The organism is Nitrospirota bacterium (assembly GCA_030684575.1).
GTDB lineage: Bacteria > Nitrospirota > Nitrospiria > Nitrospirales > Nitrospiraceae > Palsa-1315.
On record JAUXVD010000014.1, the window covers coordinates 12,220 to 35,527 of the forward strand.

25 protein-coding genes are annotated in these 23,308 nt (G+C 57.8%); 13 read left to right on the top strand and 12 right to left on the bottom strand.

From position 1 onward, the window contains the following. Positions 1-16 precede the first annotated feature (16 nt). From Q8N00_09995 to Q8N00_10010, 4 genes are all read left to right on the top strand, one after another. The gene (locus Q8N00_09995; protein ID MDP2383122.1) at positions 17-1,078 is read left to right on the top strand and encodes a hypothetical protein; all 1,062 of its coding nucleotides are present in this window, start codon (positions 17-19) and stop codon (positions 1,076-1,078) included. 305 nt (positions 1,079-1,383) lie between these two features. After that, the gene (locus tag Q8N00_10000; protein ID MDP2383123.1) at positions 1,384-2,493 is read left to right on the top strand and encodes a DUF2914 domain-containing protein; all 1,110 of its coding nucleotides are present in this window, start codon (positions 1,384-1,386) and stop codon (positions 2,491-2,493) included. Positions 2,494-2,602: 109 nt separating this feature from the next. Beyond that, entirely contained in the window at positions 2,603-2,965 is a 363-nt protein-coding gene (locus tag Q8N00_10005) for a DUF1499 domain-containing protein (protein ID MDP2383124.1), read from the top strand. A 275-nt stretch (positions 2,966-3,240) separates the two neighbouring features. Next, positions 3,241-3,564, top strand: coding sequence for a PilZ domain-containing protein (locus tag Q8N00_10010; GenBank protein MDP2383125.1), 324 nt, complete (start codon positions 3,241-3,243; stop codon positions 3,562-3,564). A 97-nt stretch (positions 3,565-3,661) separates the two neighbouring features. Here Q8N00_10010 and Q8N00_10015 read toward each other — a convergent pair whose 3' ends face one another. Continuing rightward, positions 3,662-3,841: a hypothetical protein gene (locus Q8N00_10015; protein MDP2383126.1), complete on the bottom strand. Its 180-nt coding sequence runs from the start codon at positions 3,839-3,841 to the stop codon at positions 3,662-3,664. 177 nt (positions 3,842-4,018) lie between these two features. Here Q8N00_10015 and Q8N00_10020 point away from each other — a divergent pair, with 177 nt between their 5' ends. Together Q8N00_10020 and Q8N00_10025 are read left to right on the top strand one after the other, a co-directional pair. Beyond that, the gene (locus Q8N00_10020; protein ID MDP2383127.1) at positions 4,019-4,459 is read left to right on the top strand and encodes an S-adenosylmethionine decarboxylase; all 441 of its coding nucleotides are present in this window, start codon (positions 4,019-4,021) and stop codon (positions 4,457-4,459) included. A gap of 69 nt (positions 4,460-4,528) precedes the next feature. Beyond that, positions 4,529-4,861 (top strand): SCP2 sterol-binding domain-containing protein, encoded by a 333-nt coding sequence (locus tag Q8N00_10025; protein MDP2383128.1) that lies wholly within the window; start codon positions 4,529-4,531, stop codon positions 4,859-4,861. Between the two features lie 117 nt (positions 4,862-4,978). On the opposite strand, the gene Q8N00_10030 is transcribed toward Q8N00_10025, so the two are convergent. From Q8N00_10030 to Q8N00_10070, 9 genes are all read right to left on the bottom strand, one after another. Beyond that, positions 4,979-8,173 carry an efflux RND transporter permease subunit gene (locus tag Q8N00_10030; GenBank protein ID MDP2383129.1) on the bottom strand — a complete coding sequence of 1,065 codons (3,195 nt, stop codon included), beginning with the start codon at positions 8,171-8,173 and terminating at the stop codon, positions 4,979-4,981. A 79-nt stretch (positions 8,174-8,252) separates the two neighbouring features. Next, a complete protein-coding gene (locus Q8N00_10035) occupies positions 8,253-9,440 on the bottom strand; it encodes an efflux RND transporter periplasmic adaptor subunit (GenBank protein ID MDP2383130.1) in 1,188 nt (395 codons plus the stop codon). After that, on the bottom strand, positions 9,437-10,084 hold the full coding sequence (locus Q8N00_10040) for a TetR/AcrR family transcriptional regulator (protein ID MDP2383131.1): 648 nt from the start codon (positions 10,082-10,084) through the stop codon (positions 9,437-9,439). Before Q8N00_10040 ends, Q8N00_10035 begins: the two co-directional genes overlap by 4 nt. Before the next feature lie 124 nt (positions 10,085-10,208). Next, the gene (locus Q8N00_10045) at positions 10,209-10,667 is read right to left on the bottom strand and encodes a PilZ domain-containing protein (protein ID MDP2383132.1); all 459 of its coding nucleotides are present in this window, start codon (positions 10,665-10,667) and stop codon (positions 10,209-10,211) included. A gap of 28 nt (positions 10,668-10,695) precedes the next feature. Further along, positions 10,696-11,082, bottom strand: coding sequence for a PilZ domain-containing protein (locus Q8N00_10050; protein MDP2383133.1), 387 nt, complete (start codon positions 11,080-11,082; stop codon positions 10,696-10,698). A 29-nt stretch (positions 11,083-11,111) separates the two neighbouring features. After that, the gene (locus Q8N00_10055; GenBank protein MDP2383134.1) at positions 11,112-11,507 is read right to left on the bottom strand and encodes a PilZ domain-containing protein; all 396 of its coding nucleotides are present in this window, start codon (positions 11,505-11,507) and stop codon (positions 11,112-11,114) included. Positions 11,508-11,536: 29 nt separating this feature from the next. Then, positions 11,537-11,953 (bottom strand): PilZ domain-containing protein, encoded by a 417-nt coding sequence (locus Q8N00_10060; protein ID MDP2383135.1) that lies wholly within the window; start codon positions 11,951-11,953, stop codon positions 11,537-11,539. Positions 11,954-12,275: 322 nt separating this feature from the next. Then, positions 12,276-12,779: a hypothetical protein gene (locus Q8N00_10065; protein ID MDP2383136.1), complete on the bottom strand. Its 504-nt coding sequence runs from the start codon at positions 12,777-12,779 to the stop codon at positions 12,276-12,278. Positions 12,780-12,849: 70 nt separating this feature from the next. Further along, positions 12,850-13,383 (bottom strand): hypothetical protein, encoded by a 534-nt coding sequence (locus Q8N00_10070; protein MDP2383137.1) that lies wholly within the window; start codon positions 13,381-13,383, stop codon positions 12,850-12,852. Positions 13,384-13,503: 120 nt separating this feature from the next. Between Q8N00_10070 and Q8N00_10075 the strand changes: the two genes are divergently transcribed. The 6 genes from Q8N00_10075 to Q8N00_10100 all read left to right on the top strand — a co-directional run bounded on the left by Q8N00_10075 (position 13,504) and on the right by Q8N00_10100 (position 19,160). Further along, a complete protein-coding gene (locus Q8N00_10075) occupies positions 13,504-14,001 on the top strand; it encodes a thiamine pyrophosphate-binding protein (GenBank protein ID MDP2383138.1) in 498 nt (165 codons plus the stop codon). After that, complete coding sequence (locus tag Q8N00_10080; protein MDP2383139.1) at positions 13,998-14,576, top strand: thiamine pyrophosphate-dependent enzyme; 579 nt, start codon at positions 13,998-14,000, stop codon at positions 14,574-14,576. The genes Q8N00_10075 and Q8N00_10080 overlap by 4 nt, the downstream gene beginning before the upstream one ends. An 80-nt stretch (positions 14,577-14,656) precedes the next feature. Continuing rightward, positions 14,657-15,739, top strand: a complete 1,083-nt coding sequence (locus Q8N00_10085; GenBank protein ID MDP2383140.1) for an alanine--glyoxylate aminotransferase family protein — start codon at positions 14,657-14,659, stop codon at positions 15,737-15,739. Next, positions 15,736-16,455 carry a phosphocholine cytidylyltransferase family protein gene (locus Q8N00_10090; protein ID MDP2383141.1) on the top strand — a complete coding sequence of 240 codons (720 nt, stop codon included), beginning with the start codon at positions 15,736-15,738 and terminating at the stop codon, positions 16,453-16,455. Before Q8N00_10085 ends, Q8N00_10090 begins: the two co-directional genes overlap by 4 nt. A gap of 74 nt (positions 16,456-16,529) precedes the next feature. Beyond that, positions 16,530-17,957 (top strand): CDP-alcohol phosphatidyltransferase family protein, encoded by a 1,428-nt coding sequence (locus tag Q8N00_10095; protein ID MDP2383142.1) that lies wholly within the window; start codon positions 16,530-16,532, stop codon positions 17,955-17,957. A gap of 183 nt (positions 17,958-18,140) precedes the next feature. After that, positions 18,141-19,160 (top strand): lysylphosphatidylglycerol synthase transmembrane domain-containing protein, encoded by a 1,020-nt coding sequence (locus tag Q8N00_10100; protein ID MDP2383143.1) that lies wholly within the window; start codon positions 18,141-18,143, stop codon positions 19,158-19,160. Between the two features lie 93 nt (positions 19,161-19,253). Here the strand turns inward: Q8N00_10100 and Q8N00_10105 are convergent, their stop codons facing one another. Both Q8N00_10105 and Q8N00_10110 read right to left on the bottom strand, forming a co-directional pair. Next, positions 19,254-19,748, bottom strand: a complete 495-nt coding sequence (locus Q8N00_10105) for a hypothetical protein (GenBank protein MDP2383144.1) — start codon at positions 19,746-19,748, stop codon at positions 19,254-19,256. A gap of 258 nt (positions 19,749-20,006) precedes the next feature. Further along, on the bottom strand, positions 20,007-20,450 hold the full coding sequence (locus Q8N00_10110) for a hypothetical protein (protein ID MDP2383145.1): 444 nt from the start codon (positions 20,448-20,450) through the stop codon (positions 20,007-20,009). A 669-nt stretch (positions 20,451-21,119) separates the two neighbouring features. Here Q8N00_10110 and Q8N00_10115 point away from each other — a divergent pair. Further along, entirely contained in the window at positions 21,120-23,129 is a 2,010-nt protein-coding gene (locus Q8N00_10115) for a carbon starvation CstA family protein (GenBank protein ID MDP2383146.1), read from the top strand. The last annotated feature ends 179 nt before the right edge of the window (positions 23,130-23,308 follow it).

Sequence of the window (23,308 nt, forward strand, 5' to 3'; positions counted from 1 at the left end):
GAAGAGGTGCTCCATCGTGCGTGAACGTCGTTGGGAAACGACGACCCCGCTGACCTTTGGACAGGTACTCGCTGTGGGCGAACGGCTGGCTGCGTTGGGGTTGAAGCCGGCAGTCCCGGCCAGAGACGTCATCTGTTATATCGAAGAATGGACGGTTGAGGCGCCTGAGGATTTCGATCAGCTGGACGCCTGGCCCACGGAAGATGAGACGCTGATCCATGTTCGCGAGGGGTGGCGCGGCGACTTCTTTCTCCTGGCCGGGGCCTATCACACCGTCTACCAGCGGTATCAGGACGTCGGTACCTATTGCTCGATCAGCCATCCCTGGCGCATTCGCGACCCGCTGCGGCTACATGATCCCCGCAGCATGCTCTGGTTGGGATTTCGCCATGCCCATTCGTTTATCCGCGTCCGGCTCCAGACGAACGAGGTCATCACTCCTGGGGAGACGCGCGGCGATGCCGAGCGGGCACAGTGGCTGGAGGAACGGCGCACGGCGTTCCTCGAAGCGATTACACTTCTGGAGCTTCCCGTCGAGACATCGGTTGAGAAGGGCCAACTGGTATTGCGTCCAGTCGATCCCTCCGTGCCGTTTTTCTGTTCATGGCCCGATGCCTTCGGGCCCTGCCAGCTCGAATTTAACACTTCAGACGCCTACGAGTTCCTGGTGCCGGCCAGTAAATTGGCTGGCACCGCTGCATCGGAACCAGCCAGCGTCCGGGCCTATCTGACGGGTTTTTCAGAGGACGCGCTGGTCGATTTTCAATCGATTGATCCGCCTGCCCGCTCCGTCTATCGATGCTCGGTGCATTGTCCGATGGACGACTTGCCGGAAGTCCGATCCGCGATCGCCCCCGATGGCCGCCTCTATAGCACCCTCTGTGAGTTTCAAACCCAAGAACTGCTTCCAAGTGGAGAGGAGGCCTCCGCCATTATCGGGATCGTCGGCAATGAAACGGGGTTCCACATCGAGGCTCGCTTGAACCGGGCTCCGCTGGGCGAAGATCTGATGGCCCCCTGGTTGGAGCGGTTGATTGGGCATGGGGTGGTGTATGCGCCGCTCCCCCCCTTCATCTAGGAGGATGCTGAAACAGTCCGCCAGCGTCGTTCTCGCCTCGAGAGCATCCTCAACGTAGCCCAAGGCTACGCCTCCGGTGCTCTCTTTGGCTGCGGCCTTGCTGGACGGCCTGTTTGAGCATCCTGCGCGAGCCTATAGAAGGTTCAAAGTGTACGCCTCCGGTTATTTCTGCCCTGCGGCCTTGCTTGGGACTAGGCGTGTCTCGGCGCGCCAGGGTTGGGCGGGTGAAAAAGGCGATCGTTTTGAGCCGTCCGCTTCTTCCACTTTATTTGAGAATCGTACGCAGATCCTGAAACGTAAGAATTATGCTCTCCGCTTCCACACTCAAGTCCATTTTGGCCAAGCCCTTCATGCCTCCGGTGTTTTTCTTTTCCGGAGTGGGCTATGACACGCTGACGCTTACCCGCATCGATCGCTTGCAAGACAATCTGTTGTTGCTGATCTATCTGCTCGTATTGGGCCTGCTCATCGTGCTGACCGGGAGGTTGGGGATCGAGCCGGTGCCGGACCTGGGGCAGTTGTCGACCTTGTCACCCTTCGCGCGGTGGGTGCTGCGTGTGAGACCTTACTATCCGATGGCGGTGCAGTTTCTCCTGGGCGGGCTGTTCAGCGCCTATGCGATCTTCTATTTCCGTAGCGCGACGTTGACGAGCAGCGCGATATTTTTTGTCCTGCTGGTGGTATTTCTCGTCGCGAACGAATTTTTGCGCGATCGACTTTCCAGCCTGCGCCTTCTCGTGAGCCTCTATGCGCTGGTCTGCTTCGCCTTTTTCACGTTCTTTCTCCCGGTCATGACCGGTCTCATGAATGCCGTCATTTTCCTGATCGGAGCCGGCCTGAGCGCGGTCGTGACATTTCGTGTGGTGCATTTGATTTATCGCAATAACCCGGACCGCTCGAAGCGGGAGGCCGTCGGAGTCGCGGCGCCGGCCTTTGCATTGATCGGGTTGCTGGTCGGGTGTTACTTCCTCAATTGGATTCCCCCTGTGCCGCTCTCGATGAAGTTCGGCGGGATCTATCATGAGGTGAGGAAGAGCGGCGAGCAGTTCGAACTGTCGTTTGAGAAACAGTGGTACCAGGTCTGGAAACGGTCGGATAACACGTTCCCGGCTAACGAACCGATCTATTGCTTCACCGCTGTGTTTGCCCCGGTGGCCCTGGATACGACCGTCTATCACCATTGGTATTTCCGGCAGAATAGCCATAAACCCTTTACCCACGCCGACAGGATTCCCATCAAGATCAACGGCGGGCGGGAAGGTGGCTATCGGGCCTATACGTTCAAACAGCGGCTTGACCCGGGTGATTGGCGAGTGGATGTGGAGACGGAAGATGGGCGCATCGTTGGGCGGGTATCCGTCACGGTTATTGAGCAGGGTGATGTGCAGCCAGCGCTGAGGACGGTCTTGTACTAATGAAGTCTCTTAGTGGGCTTCAGCTTCTTGGCAAGCGAGAGGGCACGGGGGTGTTGGCCTGGAAAGGCGACCGTATCGTTTAATCGAGTGAACCATTACCAGGAGTCGTATGAACGTTCGCATTTTAGCGGCCTGTCCCTCCAGCCCCAATTGTGTCTCGACTCAAGCTCAAGATGCGGGCCATGCCATCGCGCCCATTCGCTACCACAAGTCTCGGGCTGAGGCGAAGGAAGGCTTGAAGGAAGTCATTCGGTCCTTGCCACGCACCAAGCTCGTCGAAGAAGACGAGGGCTACCTGCACTACGAATTCACCAGCCTGTTACTTCGATTCGTCGATGATGTCGAGTTTCTCTTCGACGACGAGACGAAGACCCTCCATTTTCGCTCTGCATCCAGGACCGGCTACAGCGACCTGGGTGCCAACCGCACGCGTATGGGGCAGATCCGTACCCTCGTGGGGGAAACGATCTAGCAGGCTGTTGATAAAGGCCGCCAGCGGCGTTCTCGCAGTGCGCAGAGGCTCAACATACTGCGGAGAGTACGCTTCGCCTCTCCGCTTGCTGCGGCCTTGCTGGACGGCCTTTCTGAACAGCCTGCGACGACCTCTGGCAGCATCTGCAACTGTTCTGGCAGGCGCATTTCTGCAGTGGCTTGGCAGTTTGTCAACAACCTGCTAGCACCATTCGGTATTTCCCTTTGGCGTTCGATAGCCCCTTGTTATGCTGTGGCAAGCAGGAGGCCAGGGCTATGGGGTTTAAACGAAAAGGGTCACGGGTGGAAGTGAGCCGGAGCGGCCGCCTACAGCGAGGGGCTCTCTCCGCGCCCTGTAAGGTCCTGGACGTCAGCGAGACAGGGGTCAAGATTGAAAGCCGCTTATTCGTGAAGAGCGGCGATGCGCTCCAACTTGTCATCGAACTCGAGCAGGGGAGAATGCTGACGTGCGGCTTGCAAGTCGTCCATGTGCGTTCCCCAAAGTTCGGCGCGACGATTACCTCGATTAGTCCGGAGGACAGGGAGCGATTGGCCCATATCCTGGACGAGCACGTGCAGAGCAATTTATCCCGCCGGTAATCGTTCTTGCCCCAAGGCTTGGCAGGCTGAGCTCAACAGAGACCAGGCCCGCGCTTTAGATTCCCGTCCCATAGACCGAAAGAGAATCTAGCAGTGGCTAATGTGCGGGGCTGAGTGGTTTCGGGCCAAGCCTGGTCGTGTGCTGGAAGACGCATTTCGGGCAGGTGTAGTGGACGAACTGCTGTCCACCGACCAGACGCTTCTTCATCGGCACTTGGCACCAGGTGCAGAGGCGATCCGGGAGTTCCGTCAGGGATTGGTTGAGGGGTGTCGTCATGGGCGGCATTCTCTCCGACCGCCGAGAACCTTGTCAACCGATCGAAGGGCTCCAATCGCAGCGCGGTGAAAAAAAGTTTTGTCATCTGTACTGATGAGAAATATTTCGTGGTATAGTCCGAAATGACGACTCATCGTCACCGGTTCTCCACCCTCCTAACAGAAAGGTGTCACCCCTATGAGTAGCTCGGCAGGTTCCGAGTCCGCAATCTTACCAACTGAGTCCCTGGCAGCTTCTTCCATTGCCCCCCAAGAGATGGTGGGCAATGGAAAAGCGTGGGGACTGTGTACCTCCGTCGACCTCCAAGACTGCAATCCCGATCTCATCCGCAACGCCGACCATATTCGCCGCTATGTCGTGGAGCTGTGCGAGCTCATCGGCATGAAGCGTTTTGGCGAGTGCCAGGTTGTCGATTTCGGCTCAGGTCGGGTCGCCGGCTATTCCATGGTGCAGCTGATCTCGACCTCGCTGATCAGCGGCCATTTTGCCAACGATACGAACAACGCCTATCTCGATATATTCAGCTGCAAGGGTTATGACCCTGCGGTCGTCGAGACCTTCTCCAAAGATTTCTTCGGCGCGCGTCGCAGTACCGCGACGGTTACGCTCCGTTACTAGCTCGGGAGTGGGAGCCGCGCGAGCGCGGCTCCCGCGGTCGATACCTGAGCCTCTTCCGTTCCACGAATCATGAAGCCCACCACCATCAAAGAATTTTTCACGCTACTTCCTGGCAAGCTCGACGCAGATGCGGCCGAGGATCTTGATGCGGTCTACCAATTCGACTTGAGCGGCGCCCAGGGTGGCCAGTACATTCTCACGATCCGGGATGGGGTCTGCCAGGTGTCCGACGGGATGCACGAAGATCCACACGTGGCGCTCTCGATGAGCGGGGAGGATTGCATCAAGATTTTGAAGGGCCAGCTGAGCGGACCGGCCGTCGCCATGTCGGGCCGACTCAAAATCAGCGGAGACATCGGCTTGGCGATGCAACTGAAAGCGCTGTTTCCCTCTCTCGGATAACCTGCCGGCTTCTCTGCCTGGATGCTGAAAAATCCCTCCAACGTCGTTCTCGGTTCGACAAAGTCCTCTACGTATCAGGATGGGGTACGCCTCCGGGTTTGACTTGCCTGCAGCCTGCTACGGACCGGTGGGTGCTTGTCCCGGTTCTGCGGGCATCCAATCGGCATCCTGCTCTGCGGCCTCGTCTGTATGGCGGGGGAAGCGTTCTTCGAGAATCACATAGATCGTCGGGACGAGAAAGAGCGTGAGGATCGTCGAGACACTGAGACCTCCGACGACCGTGCGCGCCAGGGGCGCGTTCGTTTCCCCGCCGGTTCCCCAGCCGATGGCCATAGGAAGCAGTCCGACGACCGTGGCCAGGGAGGTCATCAGAATAGGCCGGAGCCTGGTCCGCGCCGCCGTGATCGCCGCATCGTGCAGCTCCCGTCCTCTGCGACGCAGGACGTTCGTGTAATCCACCAGCAGGACGCCGTTTGAGACGACGATGCCCAGCATCATGATGATGCCCATCATCGACGTGGTGGAGAGGGTCGTGTCGGTCAGGAAGAGGATCAGGATCACGCCAGGGAAACCCATCGGGACCGAAAACATGATGACGAAGGGATCGATCAGCGATTTGAACTGAGCCGCCATCACCATATAAACGAGGACGAGGGCCAGGATCGTGGCAAAGAGCAGTCCCTGGAAGGTTTCTTTCTGTTGTTGGATCTGGCCGGCCAACTTGATGCTGAAGCCGGTCGGGAGCTGGATTTTGGCCAGGCCTGCCTCCAGATCGGTTGCAATGGCGCCAAGGTCCCGGTTCACGGGGTTGGCCGTCAGATGGACGACCCGCTGAAAATATTTGCGCTCGATCTTCACCGGGCCGGCATTGAGCTTGAGCGAGGCCACGTTTTTGAGCAAAACCGGCTCTCCGGTCTTGGTGGTCAGAATGATGTTTTCGATGTCGGTGAGATCTTTCCGGTGTTCCTCCGCGAGCCAGGCGCTGATGTAGTATTCGTTTCCGTTTTGCGGATCGGTGTAGATGATGGGATCGGTTTGGCCGTTGCCGTTGAGTGAGAAGAGCACGGCATTGGCCACGTCCGTTTCGCTGATGCCGAGGAGGGCGGCCTTCTCGCGATCCACCACCACGTTGACCTCCGGGTAGTTCTCCTCCCGGCTGACTTCGATGTCGGCCAGCCCCGGTATCTGGTGCATCAGCGTTTCGACTTCCCTGATCACCACGCGGGCCTTCTCGAAATCGTACCCGTAGATCTCCACGTCGACGGACTTCTGCGATCCGAAACTGGTGACCCGTTTGACGAGCCCGCCCGGATCGAAAAACATCGCGACGCCCGGGAAGAGTTTGAGGACCTTGGGCCTCACGTCGTTCATGATTTGGACTTGGTTGCGCGTCCTCTTATCCGGCGACACGAGATAGACGGAGATGACCGACGTATGGGGGCCGGTGTTCGGATTGAAGAGGGAAGACCGGCCCTGGGCTAAGACGCCGGTGCTGGAGACCATGGTCTCCAACTCCTCGGCGGGGATTTGCGCCCGCAGCACCCGTTCGACCTCGGCCACTTGCTGTTCAGTCTTCTCCACCCGTTGCCCGACCGGTGCCCGGAGCACGATGCGGAACTGGCTTTCGTCCGACACCGGCAAAAACTCCGTGCCGATCTTGGGCACCAGCGCGAGCGAGGCAGCGAAGAAGAGCAGGACGCCGCCGATGAAGAGCTTGCGATGGGCCAGGACCCAGCGGAGCGATCCCTCGTAGCCCTTGTCGAGGGACTCGTACCGGTCGCGACTCCAATCCATCAGGCGTACGAACCACGACGGCATCGACTTGTGAGATTCCTGTTCCGCCTTGAGGAATTTATAGCAGAGCGCCGGGGTGACCGTGCGGGAGACGAAGAAGGACGTGAACAGCGAGATCGCGATCGTGATGGTCAGGGGGATCAAGAGCAAGCGGGCAATTCCGACGACGAAGAAGATCGGAAGGAAGACGACGACGGTGGTGATGGTCGAGGCCAAAATGGGCATCGCCACCTCGCGGGCCGCCTCCAGGATCGCGTTCCAGCGTCGCGGCGTCTGGTTGAGGTGGCGCTGAATGTTTTCAAGCTCCACAATGGAGTCGTCGACGAGCCGGCCGATCCCGAGAGCCAGGCCACCCAGCGTGAACACATTCAGCGTTTGTCCGGAGAAGTAGAGCACGATGAAGGTCACCATGATCGACAGGGGGATCGCGACGGAAATGATCAGGGTGCTCGTGAGATTGCGGAGGAAAATCAAGATGACGGCTGCAGCCAGTAGCGATCCGTGCAACGCCTGTTCGGTGAGGTTGCTGATCGATTGGCGAATATAGACCGATTGGTCGAAGGAAATACCGAGCTTCACGCTGGAGGGAATCCCGACCATTTTCGGGAGGGCCTTGCGCAGCGCATCCACCACCTGCACGGTGTTGGCGATGGGCTGTTTATTGACGCGCAAGTAGACAGCTCTGGTTCCGTCCGTCCGGACGATGTTGGTCTGAATATCCGACGAGTCGGTCACGGTCCCGACATCCCGCACGCGCACGGGGCTGCCCTGCGGGTTGACCTTCACGATGACGTCTTGGATCGGGTCGACCGTGCGGAACTGATTGTTGGTGAAGACGTTGTAGTCCAGATTGCCGGCTTTGATGTCGCCCGAGGGGAGAATCAGGTTGGCGGCTTTCACGGACTTGACGACGTCGAGGATCGAGAGGCTCCTGGCGTTTAAGAGGGCCGGGTCGAGGTTGATGTTGATCTGGCGGATCTTCCCGCCCTCCACCGTGGCAGCAGCGACATCCGCAATCTGTTCGATTTGCGGGGCGATCGTATTGTAGGCCAGGTCGTACAGTGCCCGTTCGTCGAGATCGTCGCTGGAGACCGTGACGTAGGAGACGGGGATATTGGAGACGTCGAACTTGACGATGAAGGGTTGCAGAATACCGGGCGGGAGGCTATTGAGAATTTGAGTGATACGTTGCATCACCTCCATCTGGCCGACGTTGATGTCTGCGCCCCAGTTGAACCAGATCTGCACCGCGCCCATACCCTGTTTCGCAAAAGACTCGACATGCTCGACGTTCGACGCAGAACTGACAGCCTTCTCGATGGGATAGACCACGCTCTGTTCGATGTCGAGCGGTGGAGCGCCTTTATAGATCACGCCGACGAAGGCGACGGGCACCTGAATCTGAGGGAAGAGATCGACCGGTAGTCGCTGCAGGGAGGTGGCCCCCAGCAGCACCATGGCCAGGGACAGCATCAGGATGCCGATGCGATTGCGCAGTGCGAGGAGGGTTAGCCACATAGTGGAAGAAGTGATGCGTGATGAGTCATGCGTGATGCGTGAAGAAATGAGGAAATGAGCGGTGCATGAGACTGATCACTCATTGCCCATCACCCTTCACTGGGCTCGGCTGTGTCTGCACCGGCGTTCCATCGTGCACGAGGTCTTTCCCGGAGACGATCACCTGCTCCGACCCATCCAGGCCCTTGGTGACTTCTACCCGGTTTTCCTCGCGGACGCCGATTTCTACCGGGACACGCTGGGCCTTGCCGTTGAGCACAATGTAGACATATTGAGCATCCTCCAAGCGGCTGACGGCGTCGATGGGGATCTGTAACGCGTTTGTATGGCTGCCGACCAGGACCTCGACGCGGGCGAACATGCCGCCTTTTAAGACATGATTCTTATTCGGGAGATCCACCTCGACCGTCATCGTCCGGGTGGCCCGGTTCAACGCCTGTACGACTCTGGTGACCGTGCCTTCGAAGACGCGATCTGGATAGGCCTCTGCCCGGACTTCCGCTTTTTGACCCACATGAATGAGCGGTACGTCCTTCTCGACCACTTCGATTAAAATACGGACCGTCTGGATCTCATGGAGGGTCAGGATGCCCCGCGAGGTGGTGGAGGTGCCAGCGGTCGCTCCGCTGACGTAGGCGCCGAGATCGAGGTTGCGTTCAGCCACATAGCCGGCGAAGGGAGCACGGATGTAGGAGTAGGCCAGGTTCGTCTCGGTCTGCGCCAGCGCGACATCCATCTGCTGGACCTGCGCGCGAAGCGAGTCGAGAGATGCGGCTGCCCCGTCGTACGCGACCTGGGCGTTATCCAAATCCTGTTGCGAGACGAATTGATCTTTGATGAGCGCCTGCATCCGGTTGAGCGTGAGGGTGGTGTTGCGGACGCTCGCGTCCTGCTGGGCGACTCGCGCTTTGGCGGCTGCCAGGTTGGCCTTGGCCTGATTGACGGCATGTTGATAGTCCGTGTGGTCGATCTCGACCAGGAGCTGATTGGCTTTCACGAGGTCGCCCTTGTCGACATAGATCTTGCTGATGTAGCCGTCGACCCGCGAGAACAGATTCACCGCCTGATTGGGGGTGATGTCGGCGGTATAGGTGAGCCGAATGTCGAGGTCCTGCTTCAGCGGCGCCACGGTGGCGACGGTGATGGTCCGGGCCTTGCGGACGTCAGTTTTGGCGCCGCTGCTGAGACGAAACACGACGAGGGCCGTGAGCGCAAAAAAGATAATGACCCCGAGGGTCACAATCGGATGTTGTTTCAGGGGATTCATCGCGAACGCCTCCCCGGCGTTGTGCGGAGGGCCGGTTTCTTGATGAGCCCGGTGAGAAAGAGATCGACATAGGTGGCGACGGTGTCTTCATGGGATTGATGCATCGGGACTCCGAATATCTCATGGAGCAGACGGTGGTGGACGACCATGCCGATGAATGCGCGGGCCGTCAACAGGGGATCGAGCGGCCGAAACGCGCCATCGTCGATGCGTGTGCGAATGTACGCGGCGAGGTGGTCATAGAAGACCTTGTGGTGCTTGCCGAAGAACATGTCGGAGAGTTCATGGCCTTCCAGCGCGCTGAACAAGAGGAGCCGTAAGAGCGTCGAATCGACCCCGGGGCGAATGCGAAAGCTCGCGATCATCGTAAACACGCGATGATCGTCTCGTTTTTTGGTCGCCTCCTCTACCGCGTCGAGTAGTTCGTTGACGGTGACTTTTTCTGCCAGAATCGCGGCGTAGAGCGCCCGCTTCGTCGGGAAGTACTTGAAGACCAGAGCCTCGCTGACGCCCGCGGCCTTGGCGATTTCCTTTGTCGTGGTGCCGTTAAACCCTTTGGCGGCAAAGAGCGACGCAGCCGCGGCGATCAGTCCGGCCTGTCGTTCTCTGCTGGAAGGGCGTAGGGCTCGAGCAGGTTGGCGCATAGATCTCCAGGAAGTGAGTGAGTCATTACTCACTGCCGAACGATACCATGTCGCGAGGAAGGCTGACAAGAAACGATCCAGTCGGTGGCGAGATATTGCCTGCCCGGCCTTGCTGGACAGCCTGCTAAGGGAGGGAGGTGAGGTGTGGCCGTTGAGGACCTGGACGGTCAACGAGAGCAAACAAGGGGGGGCCGTCGCTGAGCGTGGAGCGGTTCATGTGTTTCCAGATAAAATGGCGGAGCCTGGTCCGTTCTCGAGCGGTGATGCGTAGAAGCTCGAGTCCGTATTCGAGTTGTGCGGACCGGACGATCCGAACTTCAGAAATGAGAATTGGACGGGCCGTCTCAGGGATGGTCAGGTAGAGATCCCAGAAACTTCCGATGGGCAGCGCCTCCGTACTGGAGATTTTGCACCCGCGTTCAGACAGATCAAGGGCTACGCCATGGCTGACATGCTGGAAGTGATCGGTTGCTGAAAGGCGAACGATGAGCTGAACCGGCACTCGCTGGGCGGCTCTGCGGTCCGTGGGTAGAACCGGAGGACGGATTGTCGCACGTTTGCCAGACCGTTGTCGTTCGGTCATGGAGTTCTCCACAGGGCAGGCAGTCTGCCTAATCGGAATGCGTGAGATTCGACCGCAAGAAATGACGGAGCCGGTTGCCTTCCCGCAGGCCCATGTTGAGGACCTCGACTCCGAACCGGCGGCCCGAAGTCCAAGCCACCCTTGATTCCATCACGAAGAGCGGGTCCTGTCCGTCGGGCAGGTAGAGAAAAATCGTCAGTTCCATTCCCAGTGTGACGGTGGCGTTGCCCCGAATACTTAATCCCTGGTGCGAAAGGTCCGTGACCATCCCGTCGCCCATAATGACCTCGCCAGATCTGTCCTGGGCTGAGTACATCAGCCCAAACTCAACCTGCGTCCGGAGGGATTGTCTTCGATTGACAGCCTGTGCCACTGATTGAAGTCTGTTTCCAGATGCGACCAGTGCTCGTTTCATGAGGGCACCTCCTTGTTCCCACATTGGTCTCAGTTGCTTCCGTTGCTGTTTGATGATGGGGTGCTGTGATCCCACAAGAACAATTGAAGATGATGCATGTCCTCCGACTTCATGTCCCCCAGCTTCACCCCAAAGTGGCGTCCCTCGACCCAGGATACCAGGCTCTGGCCTATACAGAGCGGCTCCTCCAATCCGGGAAGGTCGACAAACAGCGACAGTTCCATGCCGAGTGCGACCGAGCGATTCCCGCGAATGCCGATCCCCTTCGCCGAGAGGTTGGTCACGACGCCATCGGCGATCAGCATCTGGCTGGAGGCCATGCCGGAGTAGAGTAAGGTGAAGATTGTCGGGGTGCGGCTTCTGTGCCGGCGATCCGATTGATTAGGACATTCAGCGACTGCAGTGATGGGTGAGGCGGTGCGCATGGTTTCCTCCATGACAATACGTTTGAGGCCTAGATGATGCGAAATGCCGTTCGTCGATTATCCAAAGATGACAGTCGGACATGTTTCCAGACCACTTCTTGTATGCGCTTCCGTTCCTCTGCAGAGAGGTTGGGGAATCTGACGGAAAAGGAGGCTCGTTCAATCCAGGAGATGGTGACGCTGGTGAGGCACAGAGGGGCCAGTCCATCCTCCAGGTAGAGGTGCAGGGTGAGGTTGCTTCCCAGCGAGCTCATGGTCGAGCCCAGGATTTTGCAGCCGGTCTTGGAGAGGTCCTTCAGGATTCCTTCACCAGTAACGTTTCGCGCACCTTCTGTCCCGGAGTAGCTGACTCGATGCCCGATCGGAACTCGCTCGGCATAGCGCCGATCCAAGGGCGAATAGGCGTTCTGGTGACTGGTTCGAACTGCAGGGTAATTCAGCTTCATCGGGGCCTCCTCAGTGGTTCCGCCGCGGTGCCTTTGTTCTCCGCGACAATGTAAGAATACTGTATCCAGGAATTTCCACCATCCCTAGAGAGGGGGGATTGGAGCCCACCAGAAGGGGGGTGAATGGGGGGGGGCAGCTTAATTGGCGCGGGTTTTCTTGCAGGATGCTGAACAGCCCGCCAGCGTTGTTCTCGTCGTGAGCGCATCCTCAACGTAGTCTAAGGGCTACGCCTCCGGTGCGTTCGTCGGCTAAGGCCTTGACGGACGGCCTTTGAGATCATCCCGTAACAGTATTGAGTGAGATAGTCGGAGTGGGGAGCGGTTAAAATACGGTGGCGGAGTTGCCTTCGGTGATTTTGAGACGGAGTTCCTGGCTTTCGAAGAAGATGATCCCGCGATCTGTGGCGATCTCGTATCGAAGATTGATGTCGCTCTCGAATCCAGTCCAGCTATAAAACTTGACGGAGCCGCCGGTAAATTGCCCCGGTGTGCGGTCGAGTGAGCCATAGCGGGATTGGAGATAGGTCAGGATCTGATCGTGGGTCGCTTTGCCTTGGTAACGGACGGTGACGCGGGCAAATTTCCCGTCCACAGTCATGAATCGCATGGAGTCGACCTTCGCTGGGCCGAGCGAAGGGGCTCCGGTTTTCAGCTCATAGGTTTGCGTGCGACCGGCATCTTCGATTTTGGCAAAGGTGTCGGTTTCCGAGAAGGTCGCACCCCAAGGGATGCCCTCGAAGCCGTTCGGATCGTTCAGCATCGGTACGGCAAAGGCGAGAGTGCCGGACAGGGTGAGCACAGATACAGCTTGGATCAGGATGCTCAAACAGGCCGTACTCACCCTTTGTCTGTCACGAGATATGGCTTGTGCGCTGGCGGACTGTTTCAGCATCCTGTTACTCCGCTGAATCGGTGATACGGTCGTTGAATCGCGGCGCGAGGGTGCGGCTGTCGATGAAGAGATAGCCCCGCTCCGTGTTCGCATGATAGGTCAGGTTGATCTCTGTGTCGGCTCCGCGCCATGTATATTGCTGATTGAGGCCTCGCATCATCTGCCCGGGGATGCGCTCAAGGGAACCGAACTGCTGTTCGAGGTAGGTGAGGATCTGTTTATGCCGATCGTCGCCTTGATAACGAATGGTCACCCGGGCAAATTGGTCATCGACCGCCAAGAAGCGGACGCTGTCGACCGGGACTCCAGCATACGACGGCGTGCTGTTCTTCAATTGGAATTCGTTGACATGCGGGCCAGGCTGGGTGATTTCGAAGTCCGGTCTTGCGGTAAGTGCCACTCCCCAGGTGATGCCCTGGGATCCGTTTGGATCGTTCACCATCGGCACGGCATGAGCGAGCAGAGGGCTGCCAAGGGAGAGTAGCAGTCCCCATAGAACGAGGAGCCCGCCTCTGTGATTTCGTTGCCGTGTGATCATAGCAGAACGCTACCATGGCCGATCCTATGGCGCAACTCCCTCCGTTTTGTTGAGAATGCCCCGAGGCATAGCTTATAATGCGCGCGTTTTTCCATGTGCGTAGCGGCGAGGAAGCGATACATGATTGAAAGCGATGCATTTGTCCAAGCACTCCAGGATATCGGGGTGGATTTCTTTACGGGGGTCCCTGATTCCATCCTGGGCGGCATTATTGCCGAGTTGATGGGGCGGCGCCTCTATACCCCGGCCGTGAGGGAAGACGAGGCGGTGGCGATGGCAGCCGGAGCCTATATGGCCGGCAAGATTCCCGCGGTGCTCATGCAGAACTCCGGGCTCGGGACCTCACTGAATACGCTGATCTCTCTGAACTATATTTATCAGCAGCCCTGCATTCTGATTGTGTCCTGGCGTGGTCAAGGCGGGAAGGATGCGCCGGAGCATCTGGTCATGGGCGAGGTGATGGAGCCGTTCCTCGATACCATGAAGATTCCCCATCGCACCCTGACGGAAAAAACGGCAGTCGAGGACCTGAGATGGTTGGCGGAGACCTTTATGAAGCAGCGCATTCCCGTCGCGCTCTTGATCACCAAAGGGGTCGTGAAAGGGTTACACCCATGAGGCCGGAGCAAGGAACGATGCAGAGTCGGGCGATGGCCATGGCGGCCTTGATGGAGCTGCTGACTGATCAGCCGGTGATTATTTGTAACGGATTTCCCTCGCGCGAGGCCCAGAAAATTGCCGATCGTCCGACCCATTTTTATATGATCGGGTCCATGGGATCGGCGGCGGCGATCGGGCTGGGTGTGGCGCTGGCCAAGCCGAAGAAACAGGTAATCATTTTCGACGGTGACGGCAATGTGCTGATGGGCATGGGCACGTTGGCCACGATCGGCGCGCTCAAGCCGAAGAATTTCATCCATGTGGTATTCGATAATGAAGTCTACGGCACAACCGGCAATCAGCCGACGATTTCCAACGTCGTTCAGCTGGAGAAGGTGGCGAAGGCGGCCGGCTACGTGAACGTCGAACGGGTGTGGGAACGGGAAGACCTGGTCTACGAGTTCAACGACATGCTGAAGAAAGACGGGCCGAGCATGTTGCTGGTGAAAGTCAACGAGATGGTGGAAGATGCCGGGCGGGTGATGCTGGACCCGCCGGACATAACAAAGCGGTTCATGAACGCAATACAATAGCGATCAGCCTTCAACGGTCAGCGGTCAGCGTCTGAATGAGCTGATGGCTGAACGCTGATGACTGAACGCTGAAGGGACATATGATTCTCCTGAATCCAGGGCCTGTCAACGTGAGCGAGCGGGTACGGCAGGCGCTGTTGCGGCCGGATATCTGCCATCGGGAATCTGAGTTCACCGAACTTCTGCACGGGATTCAGGCCAAGCTGCTGAAACTCTTTGTGCCGGGGGCGGAGGCGGATTATGCCGCCGTGGTGCTGACCGGCTCGGGAACGGCGGCGGTCGAGTCTGCCGTCATGTCGTCGCTCCCGCAAGGCAAACGCATGCTGGTGCTCAACAACGGCGTGTACGGCGAGCGCATTTCCCAGATGGTCGGGCTCAATCGCCTGGGCATATCAGAACTCAAATACGACTGGACGACGAAACCGGATCCAGAGCGGCTGCGGCTGGCGCTCCGGCAACATCCTGAGGTGCAGGCGGTGGCGATGGTCCATCATGAGACGACCACCGGTCTCATCAACCCGGTCAAGGAAGTCGCGGAAGTCGTCGACAGCCAGAACCGGGTCTTCATTCTGGACGCGGTCAGCGCCTTGGCAGGTGAGCCGTTGGATATTGCCGGGCCCCACATCTATATGGTGGCAGGCACCTCCGGCAAATGTATCCAGGGGTTCCCCGGCCTGGGCTTCGTGCTCGTCCGCAAGGGATTTCTGGAGAGAATGCGTGGCTACCCCAGACGGTCGATCTATCTCAGTCTCACGCAATATGTCGATAACCAGGGCGTCGGGACGACTCCCTTCACGCCGGCCGTGCAGATCTATTACGCATTCGACGAGGCGTTGAACGAACTGATGGAAGAAGGCGTGGCCAAGCGGATTCAGCGATACAAGAAGATCGCGACGCTCATTCGGAATCGCATGACGAAGCTGGGCGTGAAGCCGCTCCTGACTCCCGACAAACAGTCCAACACGATCACGGCCTATTATCTTCCTGAGGGCATCACCTATCAGTCGTTGCACGATCAACTCAAAAAAGAGGGCTACGTGATTTACGCGGGCCAAGGCCAGTTTGAGAGCCAGATCTTCCGCGTGGCCAATATGGGTGTCCTGACGGAGGCACAGATCGTCGGATTCCTCGACGCCTTTGAACGGATCTCCGGCAAAGCATGAAAGCGATCATCCTCGCAGCCGGGGTCGGGAAGCGTTTGTGGCAGGTCACACAACATCGCCCGAAGTGCCTCATCGAGATCGGCGGGCAGACTCTCCTGCATCGTTACCTCACGTCCCTCCGGAGCGTCGGCATTCAATGCGCCGACATCGTCGTGGGGTACAAACAGGAGATGATTCGCGCGGCGGTGGCGGCGAACTCTTGTGATGTGCGAGTGAATTTTCTCGTCAACGAGGCGTTTCACCGAGGCAGTATTTCGTCGCTCTGGATCGCGCGGACGGCCCTGGACGACGATGCGATCGTCATGGATGCGGATGTCCTGTTCCATCAGGAGATTTTGCGCCGCCTGGTGCAGTCCCCCTACCCGAACGCGTTGCTTATGGACGAAACCGTCAAGCAGACCGGAGAAGAATGTATGGTGGTGGTGGAAGGCGGGCGCGTGATTGCGCTGACCAAGCAGATGCCGTCGCATTACGATTATGCAGGGGAAGGCGTGGGGTTCCTCAAGGTCCGTCATGCCGATGCGACCCATGTGGTGGCTTCCCTCAGGACCTATGTGGATCGCGAGGCCTGGCAGATGGAATATGAGGATGCGCTCGTGGGGTTCTTTGCCGACGTCAAAGTCGGGCATGAAAAAATAGGGGGGCTCCCCTGGACCGAAATCGACTTCCTCGAAGATGTGGAGAAAGCAGAACGGGATGTGTTGCCGAAGTTATAGGTGCGTCGTTCGTGAAGCGTCCATCATGAATCGCTGACCGGTCTTGCGAGATACGAACGACGAGATACGAAGTTATGAGTGAGAGCCTCATCCAAAGACGGGCTGACGTGCAGGGATTGAGCACGGCGATTCTCTTGCCCTCGGTGAACCTCTTTGGCGAATCGGCCGGTCTCTATGCCGATGAAGTGGGTCCGCTCACCAGCGTGGTGGGGATCGGCCTCTTCCACCGGACGGTCCTGACGCTGCAGCGAGCCGGCATCAGGCAGCTCATGGTTCTGGTCGGGCCGGAAGAAGATCAGCTCAAGCAGGCATTGGGGAAAGGGCCGCGCGTCACGATCCCTGTGCGCTGGATGCCGATTCGTGAATTTCCTCTGGACGATCCTCGCACCTGGGAAGCCCTTGCAGCCGAAGTTCATGGCTTCTGCCTTCTCTCCTCGGTGCAGGGGGTCTTTGCGAGCCCCTTGATCGAAAGTTTGCGCCAGGAAGTGCAGGAGGGCCAGGCGATCCTCGTGGCACGAGCCGATCGTGCACGAGATCGACAGCCGCAGCGGCCTGGTCTGCGCGTGAAGGCGCAGGACGGCCGGCTTCTCTCGATGTCCTCCAGACAGGACGACGCAAGGCTGGTGGCCACGGATCTGGTGGTACTTCCGGCCAGTTTCATGAGCAGTGCCAGCCGCACCGGTGTGGAAACCGGCAGGGTGCCGATTCGCCGATGGCTCGAACGGGCTGCGGTAGATGGACATGTACGGGTGCTGTCCACGGAGACGAACCGTGCTCATTGGTATCAGGACGTGCGTGATGCCGCCGATGTGAAGGCGGCCGAGACGCAGCTGTTCAATTCTCTCAAGGGCGAGTTTGAGGGGTTCGTCGACCGGTTCTTCAATCGGAAGGTTTCCCGCTGGTTCACCCGTCTTTTCCTCGCCCTGGGCCTTTCGCCGAATCCGATTACGATGTTGGCGGCGCTGGTGGGATTGGTCGCCGCCGTTGGCTTTGGCGTCGGAACGTACAGCGCTGGCATTATTGCCGCGCTGCTGTTTCAATTGGCCGCAATCATCGATTGCTGCGATGGAGAAGTCGCGCGATTGACCTTTACCGAATCGCCCTTCGGCGCCTGGCTCGATATTGCGATGGACAATGTCGTGCACATGGCGATCTTTGCCGGGATCGCGGTAGGTTCGTATCTGCAGATGGCGGGACGCGAAGGCGCATGGGTTCCCTTGGCATTGGGATCAGCAGCGGTCGTGGGGAATGGACTTTCATTCTGGCTGGTCACTCGCGCACAGAAGATCAAAGCCGCGAGTGCCTGGAAGACATCGGTGCAGGCTGCCTGGTCGGACTTCATGCTCAAAAACGTCGCCAGCCGTGATTTCTCCGTGATCGTGCTGCTCTTTGCTCTGCTGGGCAAGCTCGATTGGTTTCTCTGGATGGCCGCGATCGGATCCATGGTGTTCTCCCTCTTGATGCTCTGGGTCATCAGACCGTCCGCGACCACCCGTGCTTAAGGAGGTGGCAGGGAGCGGCCATGTGCCCTTCTTGCTCGCAGAACGCGCACGATGAAACGGTGCTCGTCCGATGCGCGCAGTAAAGGGCAGCCCGGCCACTCCCTTGTTGAAGGTGTGGAGATAAAGGTACGTTCCTCTATGATCGGTCTGCTTTCTTCCTTCATCATGGATCGCTAGCCTAGAGTGCTTAGACTTTTGCTACTCATCGTCGGTCTCCTTGTCCTCATTCTCATCGTCTGGCATATCGGTCCCGGACAGATTTACGACGCGGCAGCGCAATTGGGGCCGGTCGCGCTCCTCGTCCTCCTGATTCCCTCCGTGATTATGTATGTGATCGAAGCCTACGGCTGGAAAGTCACGCTGGGTCCCTCGGCGAAGGACATTCCGTTCTGGCGGGTGCTTGCGATCAGGACAGCCGGTGAAGTGGTGAACATGACCACGCCGACCGCCTACGTCGGCGGCGAGCCACTCAAGGCCTATTTGCTCAAGAAACACAACGTGCCGATGGTGGAGGGGCTCGCCTCGGTCATCATTGCCAAAACGACGATGACGATCGCCGAAGTGCTGTTCATCCTGCTCGGTATCGCGTTGGGGGTGTGGCTATTGGGCGGGAACGATTCATCCGGTCAGACCGTGGCAGCCGCGCTTTTGAGCGTCGGTCTGCTGGCCTTCGGGACCGCGGCCTTCGTATTCGTGCAGCGGCAGGGGCTCTTTACCTGGCTCCTAGGGTTTCTGCGAAAGATCGGGCTGAAGATTGCCTATCTGGAAGCGCGCGAAGAACAGCTACGGTCGCTGGATCGAACGATTTTGAGTTTTTACCGGGACAACCGTCCGGCCTTTTATGCCTCTACCGGGCTCTTCTTATTGGGCTGGCTGTCCGAGGCCTTGGAGGTGTACGTCATCCTCTATCTTCTCGGCGGTCCCGCCATGGCCCTCTCCGCCATCTCCATCGGTGCCCTCTCCGTCTTCATCAAAGGCGGCACCTTCTTCATTCCAGGCAGCCTCGGCGCCCAAGACGGCGGGAATGTATTGCTCCTCAAGGCCTTCGGCTACAGCGACGTCACCGGGATCACCTTCGCCTTGCTCCGGCGATTCCGCGAACTTGTCTGGATCGGACTGGGCCTGCTCTGCCTAACCTTCGTCGGCGGGCGGGAAGTGGCCATGCAGGAAGAGCTCACTCAAGATTCAGGGAAAGGCTCCTGACACCTTCTTCCCTCCCCATGGTATTTTGGCGTTCGTTTGGCACCACGCCTTTGCCGAAGTCACCCAAAAGGAGGGCGCGGAAAGGTCGGAGTCTCACGATTGACCATTCCAAGTATCCAGCAGCTCCTTAAGATTTGGACAATTTCTTTTTGTGACCTCACAAAGATCCTCCGTCGAAATCCCAACCTGTTTATGAAGGTCTTGAAACTGATGAAACTGTAGATTTGTTAATGCATGTTGCAACTTGGTGGCGCTTCCGACTGTCACCAGGCTGTTATAGGCGATGGCCATATTGATGAAGGCCTCAAAGTGAATGCCGAGCTGGAAGGGGGACGTCGAACTGCCATTTCTAGCTGCTGTGGAGAGAACCTCATCTATGCAGTCTTTGTAAGACTGCATTTGGGTGAGGAGTGCTGAGTTTCTCTCGCATGGCCGAATAGATTGACGCCCGCGCGTTATCTCGCTCCGAATGGTTGGTTTTTCAATGACCGGAGCGTCAAGGTTTGCTGCAAGAGACAAAAGTGTGAAGCTGAACATCTGAAAAATAACAAAAAAACAAATGATGATGTTGTTGAGAAATGAAAGCATTCCCTCTCCAGTATTGTGTTCTTAAAATTGGCGCAAATGTATGACCTTACACATGGTGAAGTCAAAAACTATCGGTGAAACATTCTAATGTCATGTTTGAAGCCCAGAAGGTAGGTATCCGATCGCCTCAACGAGCTATTGTTCCGCTGATCCGCGATCAACTAGAGAGGATGAGGCATGACTCAATCTGGGTGTTAGTTGTGCTAGATGGGGGCTATCGGGGACCAGCTTGGCACCAGTTGTTGGAGCTCAGCACAGTCAACACGGTTGTGAGAATCTCAGACCGATCATGACGAGAGTTCCGAATACAGCCGTGACCGCAATAACTGCTGTGTAAAGCTGAGGGTACAAGCTTCGATTGGCGGATTTGCCTAACGGGCTATCCAGGGCATTTTGAATGTCTTTATCCAGATGAGAGCAGTAGGCCGTAACCAGGTTTCGTTGTTGCTGCAAAGTTTCTTGAGATGCCCAAATCAACCAGAATCCTAGAACCATGAGTGCTGAAGGTACAAGAAAGAAGAGATGGTGCATCCATTGAATGTTCAATTCGATATAAACCGCCCGGTAAAGACCAGTGATGGCACCGATTGCAATGAGTATATTATAGAAGTCACGCCATCCCATCTGCTTTGTACTCTCAATATCGGCATGTGCGTTCTTCAAAAGAACCAGCAGTTCTGAGTGGAAGTTATCGCCATGCATGGAATGATTCTCCAATGTTTCTTAGCGAGGCTTGATAATAACACACACACGTTTAGATACATAAAACACCTGAGCCTGCTGATTGTGTGTCAATTATGAGCTTGTAAGATATCGATAAAACGGGGGGTAAATGCTGGTGTCAGTGGTCACCAGATAAGGATAAGTAGTACTTGCAGGCGGTTTCATAAACCTGATGACGAGCAAAAGACATGAATAATCCAGATGTTGCAAGCTCTGCTAGTATGCTGCTGCCAGCCAGAAGGGGCCAGCAAAACCGCAGGTCGAATCAGGGCGCTAATGTTCGTATGTTGCGAAGGGGTATGTCACTGGTTATTTAGTCTCAATCATAGACTCAGATGTGCCAGAGCCCAGAGTGGACAGCCCTAATACTCCTCTAAAGGGGGCGGCCTGGTGATCTCTCACTGCGTGCGTCCAACGAGGGTCTCTTGCGGCCTTTTCAGCAACATCCACATATCCTCTCTCCCAAGGGAATCGCCAGACTGTCCTTCACTGCGCGCATCGGACGAGCACATTCTGATCGTGCGCGTTCTGCGAGCAAGAAGGATGGTCCGGCGGCTCCATTCCTATCCTTCTGAGGCCGCGCGTTCCGCGAGCACGAAGGGCAGCCTGGTCGCTCCTGCCTCTTCCTTTTGTGCTAGGATGCCGCGCATGTCAGCGTTAAGACTAGTACTTTGGGGATTTCTTGCCATTCTCGGTGCCGTTGCGCTTGCCTTTGTGGCGGGTCTCGTCAATCCCCATGAAAAAGTAAATGGGCTCTGGCTGGTCGTGGCGGCGGCCTGTATCTATGTGCTGGCCTTTCGCTTCTATGGCCGTTGGATTTCGCAGCGGGTCGTTGAGTTGAACGATCAGCGGGTCACTCCGGCGGTGCGGTTGAACGACGGCGTCAATTTTCATCCCACTAACAAATATGTCTTATTCGGCCATCACTTTGCGGCGATTGCCGGAGCGGGGCCGTTGCTTGGGCCGGTCTTGGCGGCGCAGTTCGGATTTTTACCCGGCTTTCTCTGGCTCGTGATCGGCGCGGTATTGGGCGGAGCGGTCCAGGACTTCATCATCCTGGTGGCGTCGATGCGACGGAATGGCCGCTCACTGCCTGAAATTGCGCACGATGAACTGGGTCTTGTCACTGGGACGGCCACGGCGGTGGCGGTGCTCTTCATTGTGGTGGTGGCGCTGGCAGGGCTCGGCTTTGCCGTCGTGAATGCCCTCTATCTGAATGCCTGGGGCACCTTCACGATTGCGATGACGATTCCCATCGGCTTCATCATGGGCTTCTATCTTCAAAAGTTCCGGCCCGGTCAGGTGGCGGAAGTCTCCCTGATCGGCGTGGTGCTCTTGGTCGCGGCCGTAATTTTCGGGCGGGTGGTGGCTCAGTCTTCGCTCGCTGGTTGGTTCGAGTTCGAGCGCACGACTCTTGTGCTGGTGCTGGCCGGCTATGGGTTTCTCGCTTCTGTTCTGCCGGGCTGGATGTTGCTGGTGCCGCGCGGCTATCTCTCTACCTTCATGAAGCTTGGCGTAGTGGCCTTGCTGGGAGTGGGAGTGGTGCTCATGGCGCCGACGATCGAGATGCCGCGCGTGACGATATTCGCCAGCGGAGGTGGACCGATTATTCCCGGCCAGCTCTTCCCCTTTCTTTTCATCACCATTGCCTGCGGAGCCGTGTCGGGCTTTCACTCGCTGGTCTCGTCCGGGACGACGCCGAAGATGATCGAGCAGGAATCCCAGGCCACGGTCGGCTACGGGGCGATGTTGCTGGAAAGTTTTGTCGGTGTGATGGCGCTTATCGCCGCCTCGGTTTTGATCCCTGGCGATTATCTGGCGATCAATACGATGCTTCAGCCTGAGGCGCTGGCTGCGATGGGCTTTCCGGTCTCGAGGATTCAGGAGCTCTCGCAGCTTGTCGAGGCAGATGTGGCGGGCCGGCCTGGCGGGGCCGTGTCGCTGGCAGTCGGCATGGCCTCCATCTTTTCTGCGCTCCCCGGGATGTCCGGCTTGATGGCCTACTGGTATCAGTTTGCCCTGGTGTTCGAGGCCCTGTTCATTCTGACGACGATCGATACCGGCACGCGGGTGGGGCGTTATCTCATTCAGGAAATGGGCGGGCGTTTCTATGCCCCCTTGCGGCGGATGAATTGGTGGCCCGGTGTGGCGATGAGCAGCGGGTTGATCGTGGGGGCCTGGGCCTATCTGATCGGCACCGGCAGTATCTCGACGCTCTGGCCGATGTTCGGCGCAGCGAATCAGTTGCTGGGCACTCTGGCCCTCTGTATCGGGACGACGGTACTTATCAAGATGAAGAAGGCGCAATATCTCTGGATCACGGCGTTGCCGATGTTGTTCGTCGGGACCGTCACCTTGATGGGGTCCTATGAGATGTTCGGGATGTTTGTGGCCAAGGCCTCGTCCCTTGCCGATAGCGGGCAGGCTTTTGCCTTGTATCTGGATGCGGGGTTGGTGGCGGTGGTGGCCTTGCTCGCGGTGATCGTCTTGGGCGATAGTATCGTACAGTGGTATGGCTATGTGGTCTTGAAGCGGCCCTTCACCAGCAGTGAGGTGGTGGTGATGGCAGGCGGGGGCTCGCCGGGAAGACTGCAGACGACGATTCGCCATGATGATGAAGAAAGACGGATGCAGTTGCCCGGTGGGGGTTGCTGTTAATGGGCGGGCGGGAGCAGCCAGGTGCCCTTCTTGCTCGCGGAACGCGCACGCTCAGAAGGTGCTCGTTCGACGCGCGCAGTAAAAGGCAGCCTCGGCCGCTCCCTTTTGGTGAGGTGTAGAGAGTGGGAGGGGACTCGTTGGACGTGCGCAGTGGGAGATTAGGCAGGCCATCCCTTAGG

What these genes read in the sequence shown, in the direction of transcription:
- Q8N00_10000 (MDP2383123.1), top strand. Translation starts at nt 1,384, where the DNA reads ATGCTCTCCGCTTCCACACTCAAGTCCATTTTGGCCAAGCCCTTCATG.
- Q8N00_10005 (MDP2383124.1), top strand. Translation starts at nt 2,603, where the DNA reads ATGAACGTTCGCATTTTAGCGGCCTGTCCCTCCAGCCCCAATTGTGTC.
- Q8N00_10010 (MDP2383125.1), top strand. Translation starts at nt 3,241, where the DNA reads ATGGGGTTTAAACGAAAAGGGTCACGGGTGGAAGTGAGCCGGAGCGGC.
- Q8N00_10015 (MDP2383126.1), bottom strand. Translation starts at nt 3,841, where the DNA reads ATGACGACACCCCTCAACCAATCCCTGACGGAACTCCCGGATCGCCTC.
- Q8N00_10020 (MDP2383127.1), top strand. Translation starts at nt 4,019, where the DNA reads ATGAGTAGCTCGGCAGGTTCCGAGTCCGCAATCTTACCAACTGAGTCC.
- Q8N00_10025 (MDP2383128.1), top strand. Translation starts at nt 4,529, where the DNA reads ATGAAGCCCACCACCATCAAAGAATTTTTCACGCTACTTCCTGGCAAG.
- Q8N00_10030 (MDP2383129.1), bottom strand. Translation starts at nt 8,173, where the DNA reads ATGTGGCTAACCCTCCTCGCACTGCGCAATCGCATCGGCATCCTGATG.
- Q8N00_10035 (MDP2383130.1), bottom strand. Translation starts at nt 9,440, where the DNA reads ATGAATCCCCTGAAACAACATCCGATTGTGACCCTCGGGGTCATTATC.
- Q8N00_10040 (MDP2383131.1), bottom strand. Translation starts at nt 10,084, where the DNA reads ATGCGCCAACCTGCTCGAGCCCTACGCCCTTCCAGCAGAGAACGACAG.
- Q8N00_10045 (MDP2383132.1), bottom strand. Translation starts at nt 10,667, where the DNA reads ATGACCGAACGACAACGGTCTGGCAAACGTGCGACAATCCGTCCTCCG.
- Q8N00_10050 (MDP2383133.1), bottom strand. Translation starts at nt 11,082, where the DNA reads ATGAAACGAGCACTGGTCGCATCTGGAAACAGACTTCAATCAGTGGCA.
- Q8N00_10055 (MDP2383134.1), bottom strand. Translation starts at nt 11,507, where the DNA reads ATGCGCACCGCCTCACCCATCACTGCAGTCGCTGAATGTCCTAATCAA.
- Q8N00_10060 (MDP2383135.1), bottom strand. Translation starts at nt 11,953, where the DNA reads ATGAAGCTGAATTACCCTGCAGTTCGAACCAGTCACCAGAACGCCTAT.
- Q8N00_10070 (MDP2383137.1), bottom strand. Translation starts at nt 13,383, where the DNA reads ATGATCACACGGCAACGAAATCACAGAGGCGGGCTCCTCGTTCTATGG.
- Q8N00_10075 (MDP2383138.1), top strand. Translation starts at nt 13,504, where the DNA reads ATGATTGAAAGCGATGCATTTGTCCAAGCACTCCAGGATATCGGGGTG.
- Q8N00_10080 (MDP2383139.1), top strand. Translation starts at nt 13,998, where the DNA reads ATGAGGCCGGAGCAAGGAACGATGCAGAGTCGGGCGATGGCCATGGCG.
- Q8N00_10085 (MDP2383140.1), top strand. Translation starts at nt 14,657, where the DNA reads ATGATTCTCCTGAATCCAGGGCCTGTCAACGTGAGCGAGCGGGTACGG.
- Q8N00_10090 (MDP2383141.1), top strand. Translation starts at nt 15,736, where the DNA reads ATGAAAGCGATCATCCTCGCAGCCGGGGTCGGGAAGCGTTTGTGGCAG.
- Q8N00_10095 (MDP2383142.1), top strand. Translation starts at nt 16,530, where the DNA reads ATGAGTGAGAGCCTCATCCAAAGACGGGCTGACGTGCAGGGATTGAGC.
- Q8N00_10105 (MDP2383144.1), bottom strand. Translation starts at nt 19,748, where the DNA reads ATGCTTTCATTTCTCAACAACATCATCATTTGTTTTTTTGTTATTTTT.
- Q8N00_10110 (MDP2383145.1), bottom strand. Translation starts at nt 20,450, where the DNA reads ATGCATGGCGATAACTTCCACTCAGAACTGCTGGTTCTTTTGAAGAAC.
- Q8N00_10115 (MDP2383146.1), top strand. Translation starts at nt 21,120, where the DNA reads ATGTCAGCGTTAAGACTAGTACTTTGGGGATTTCTTGCCATTCTCGGT.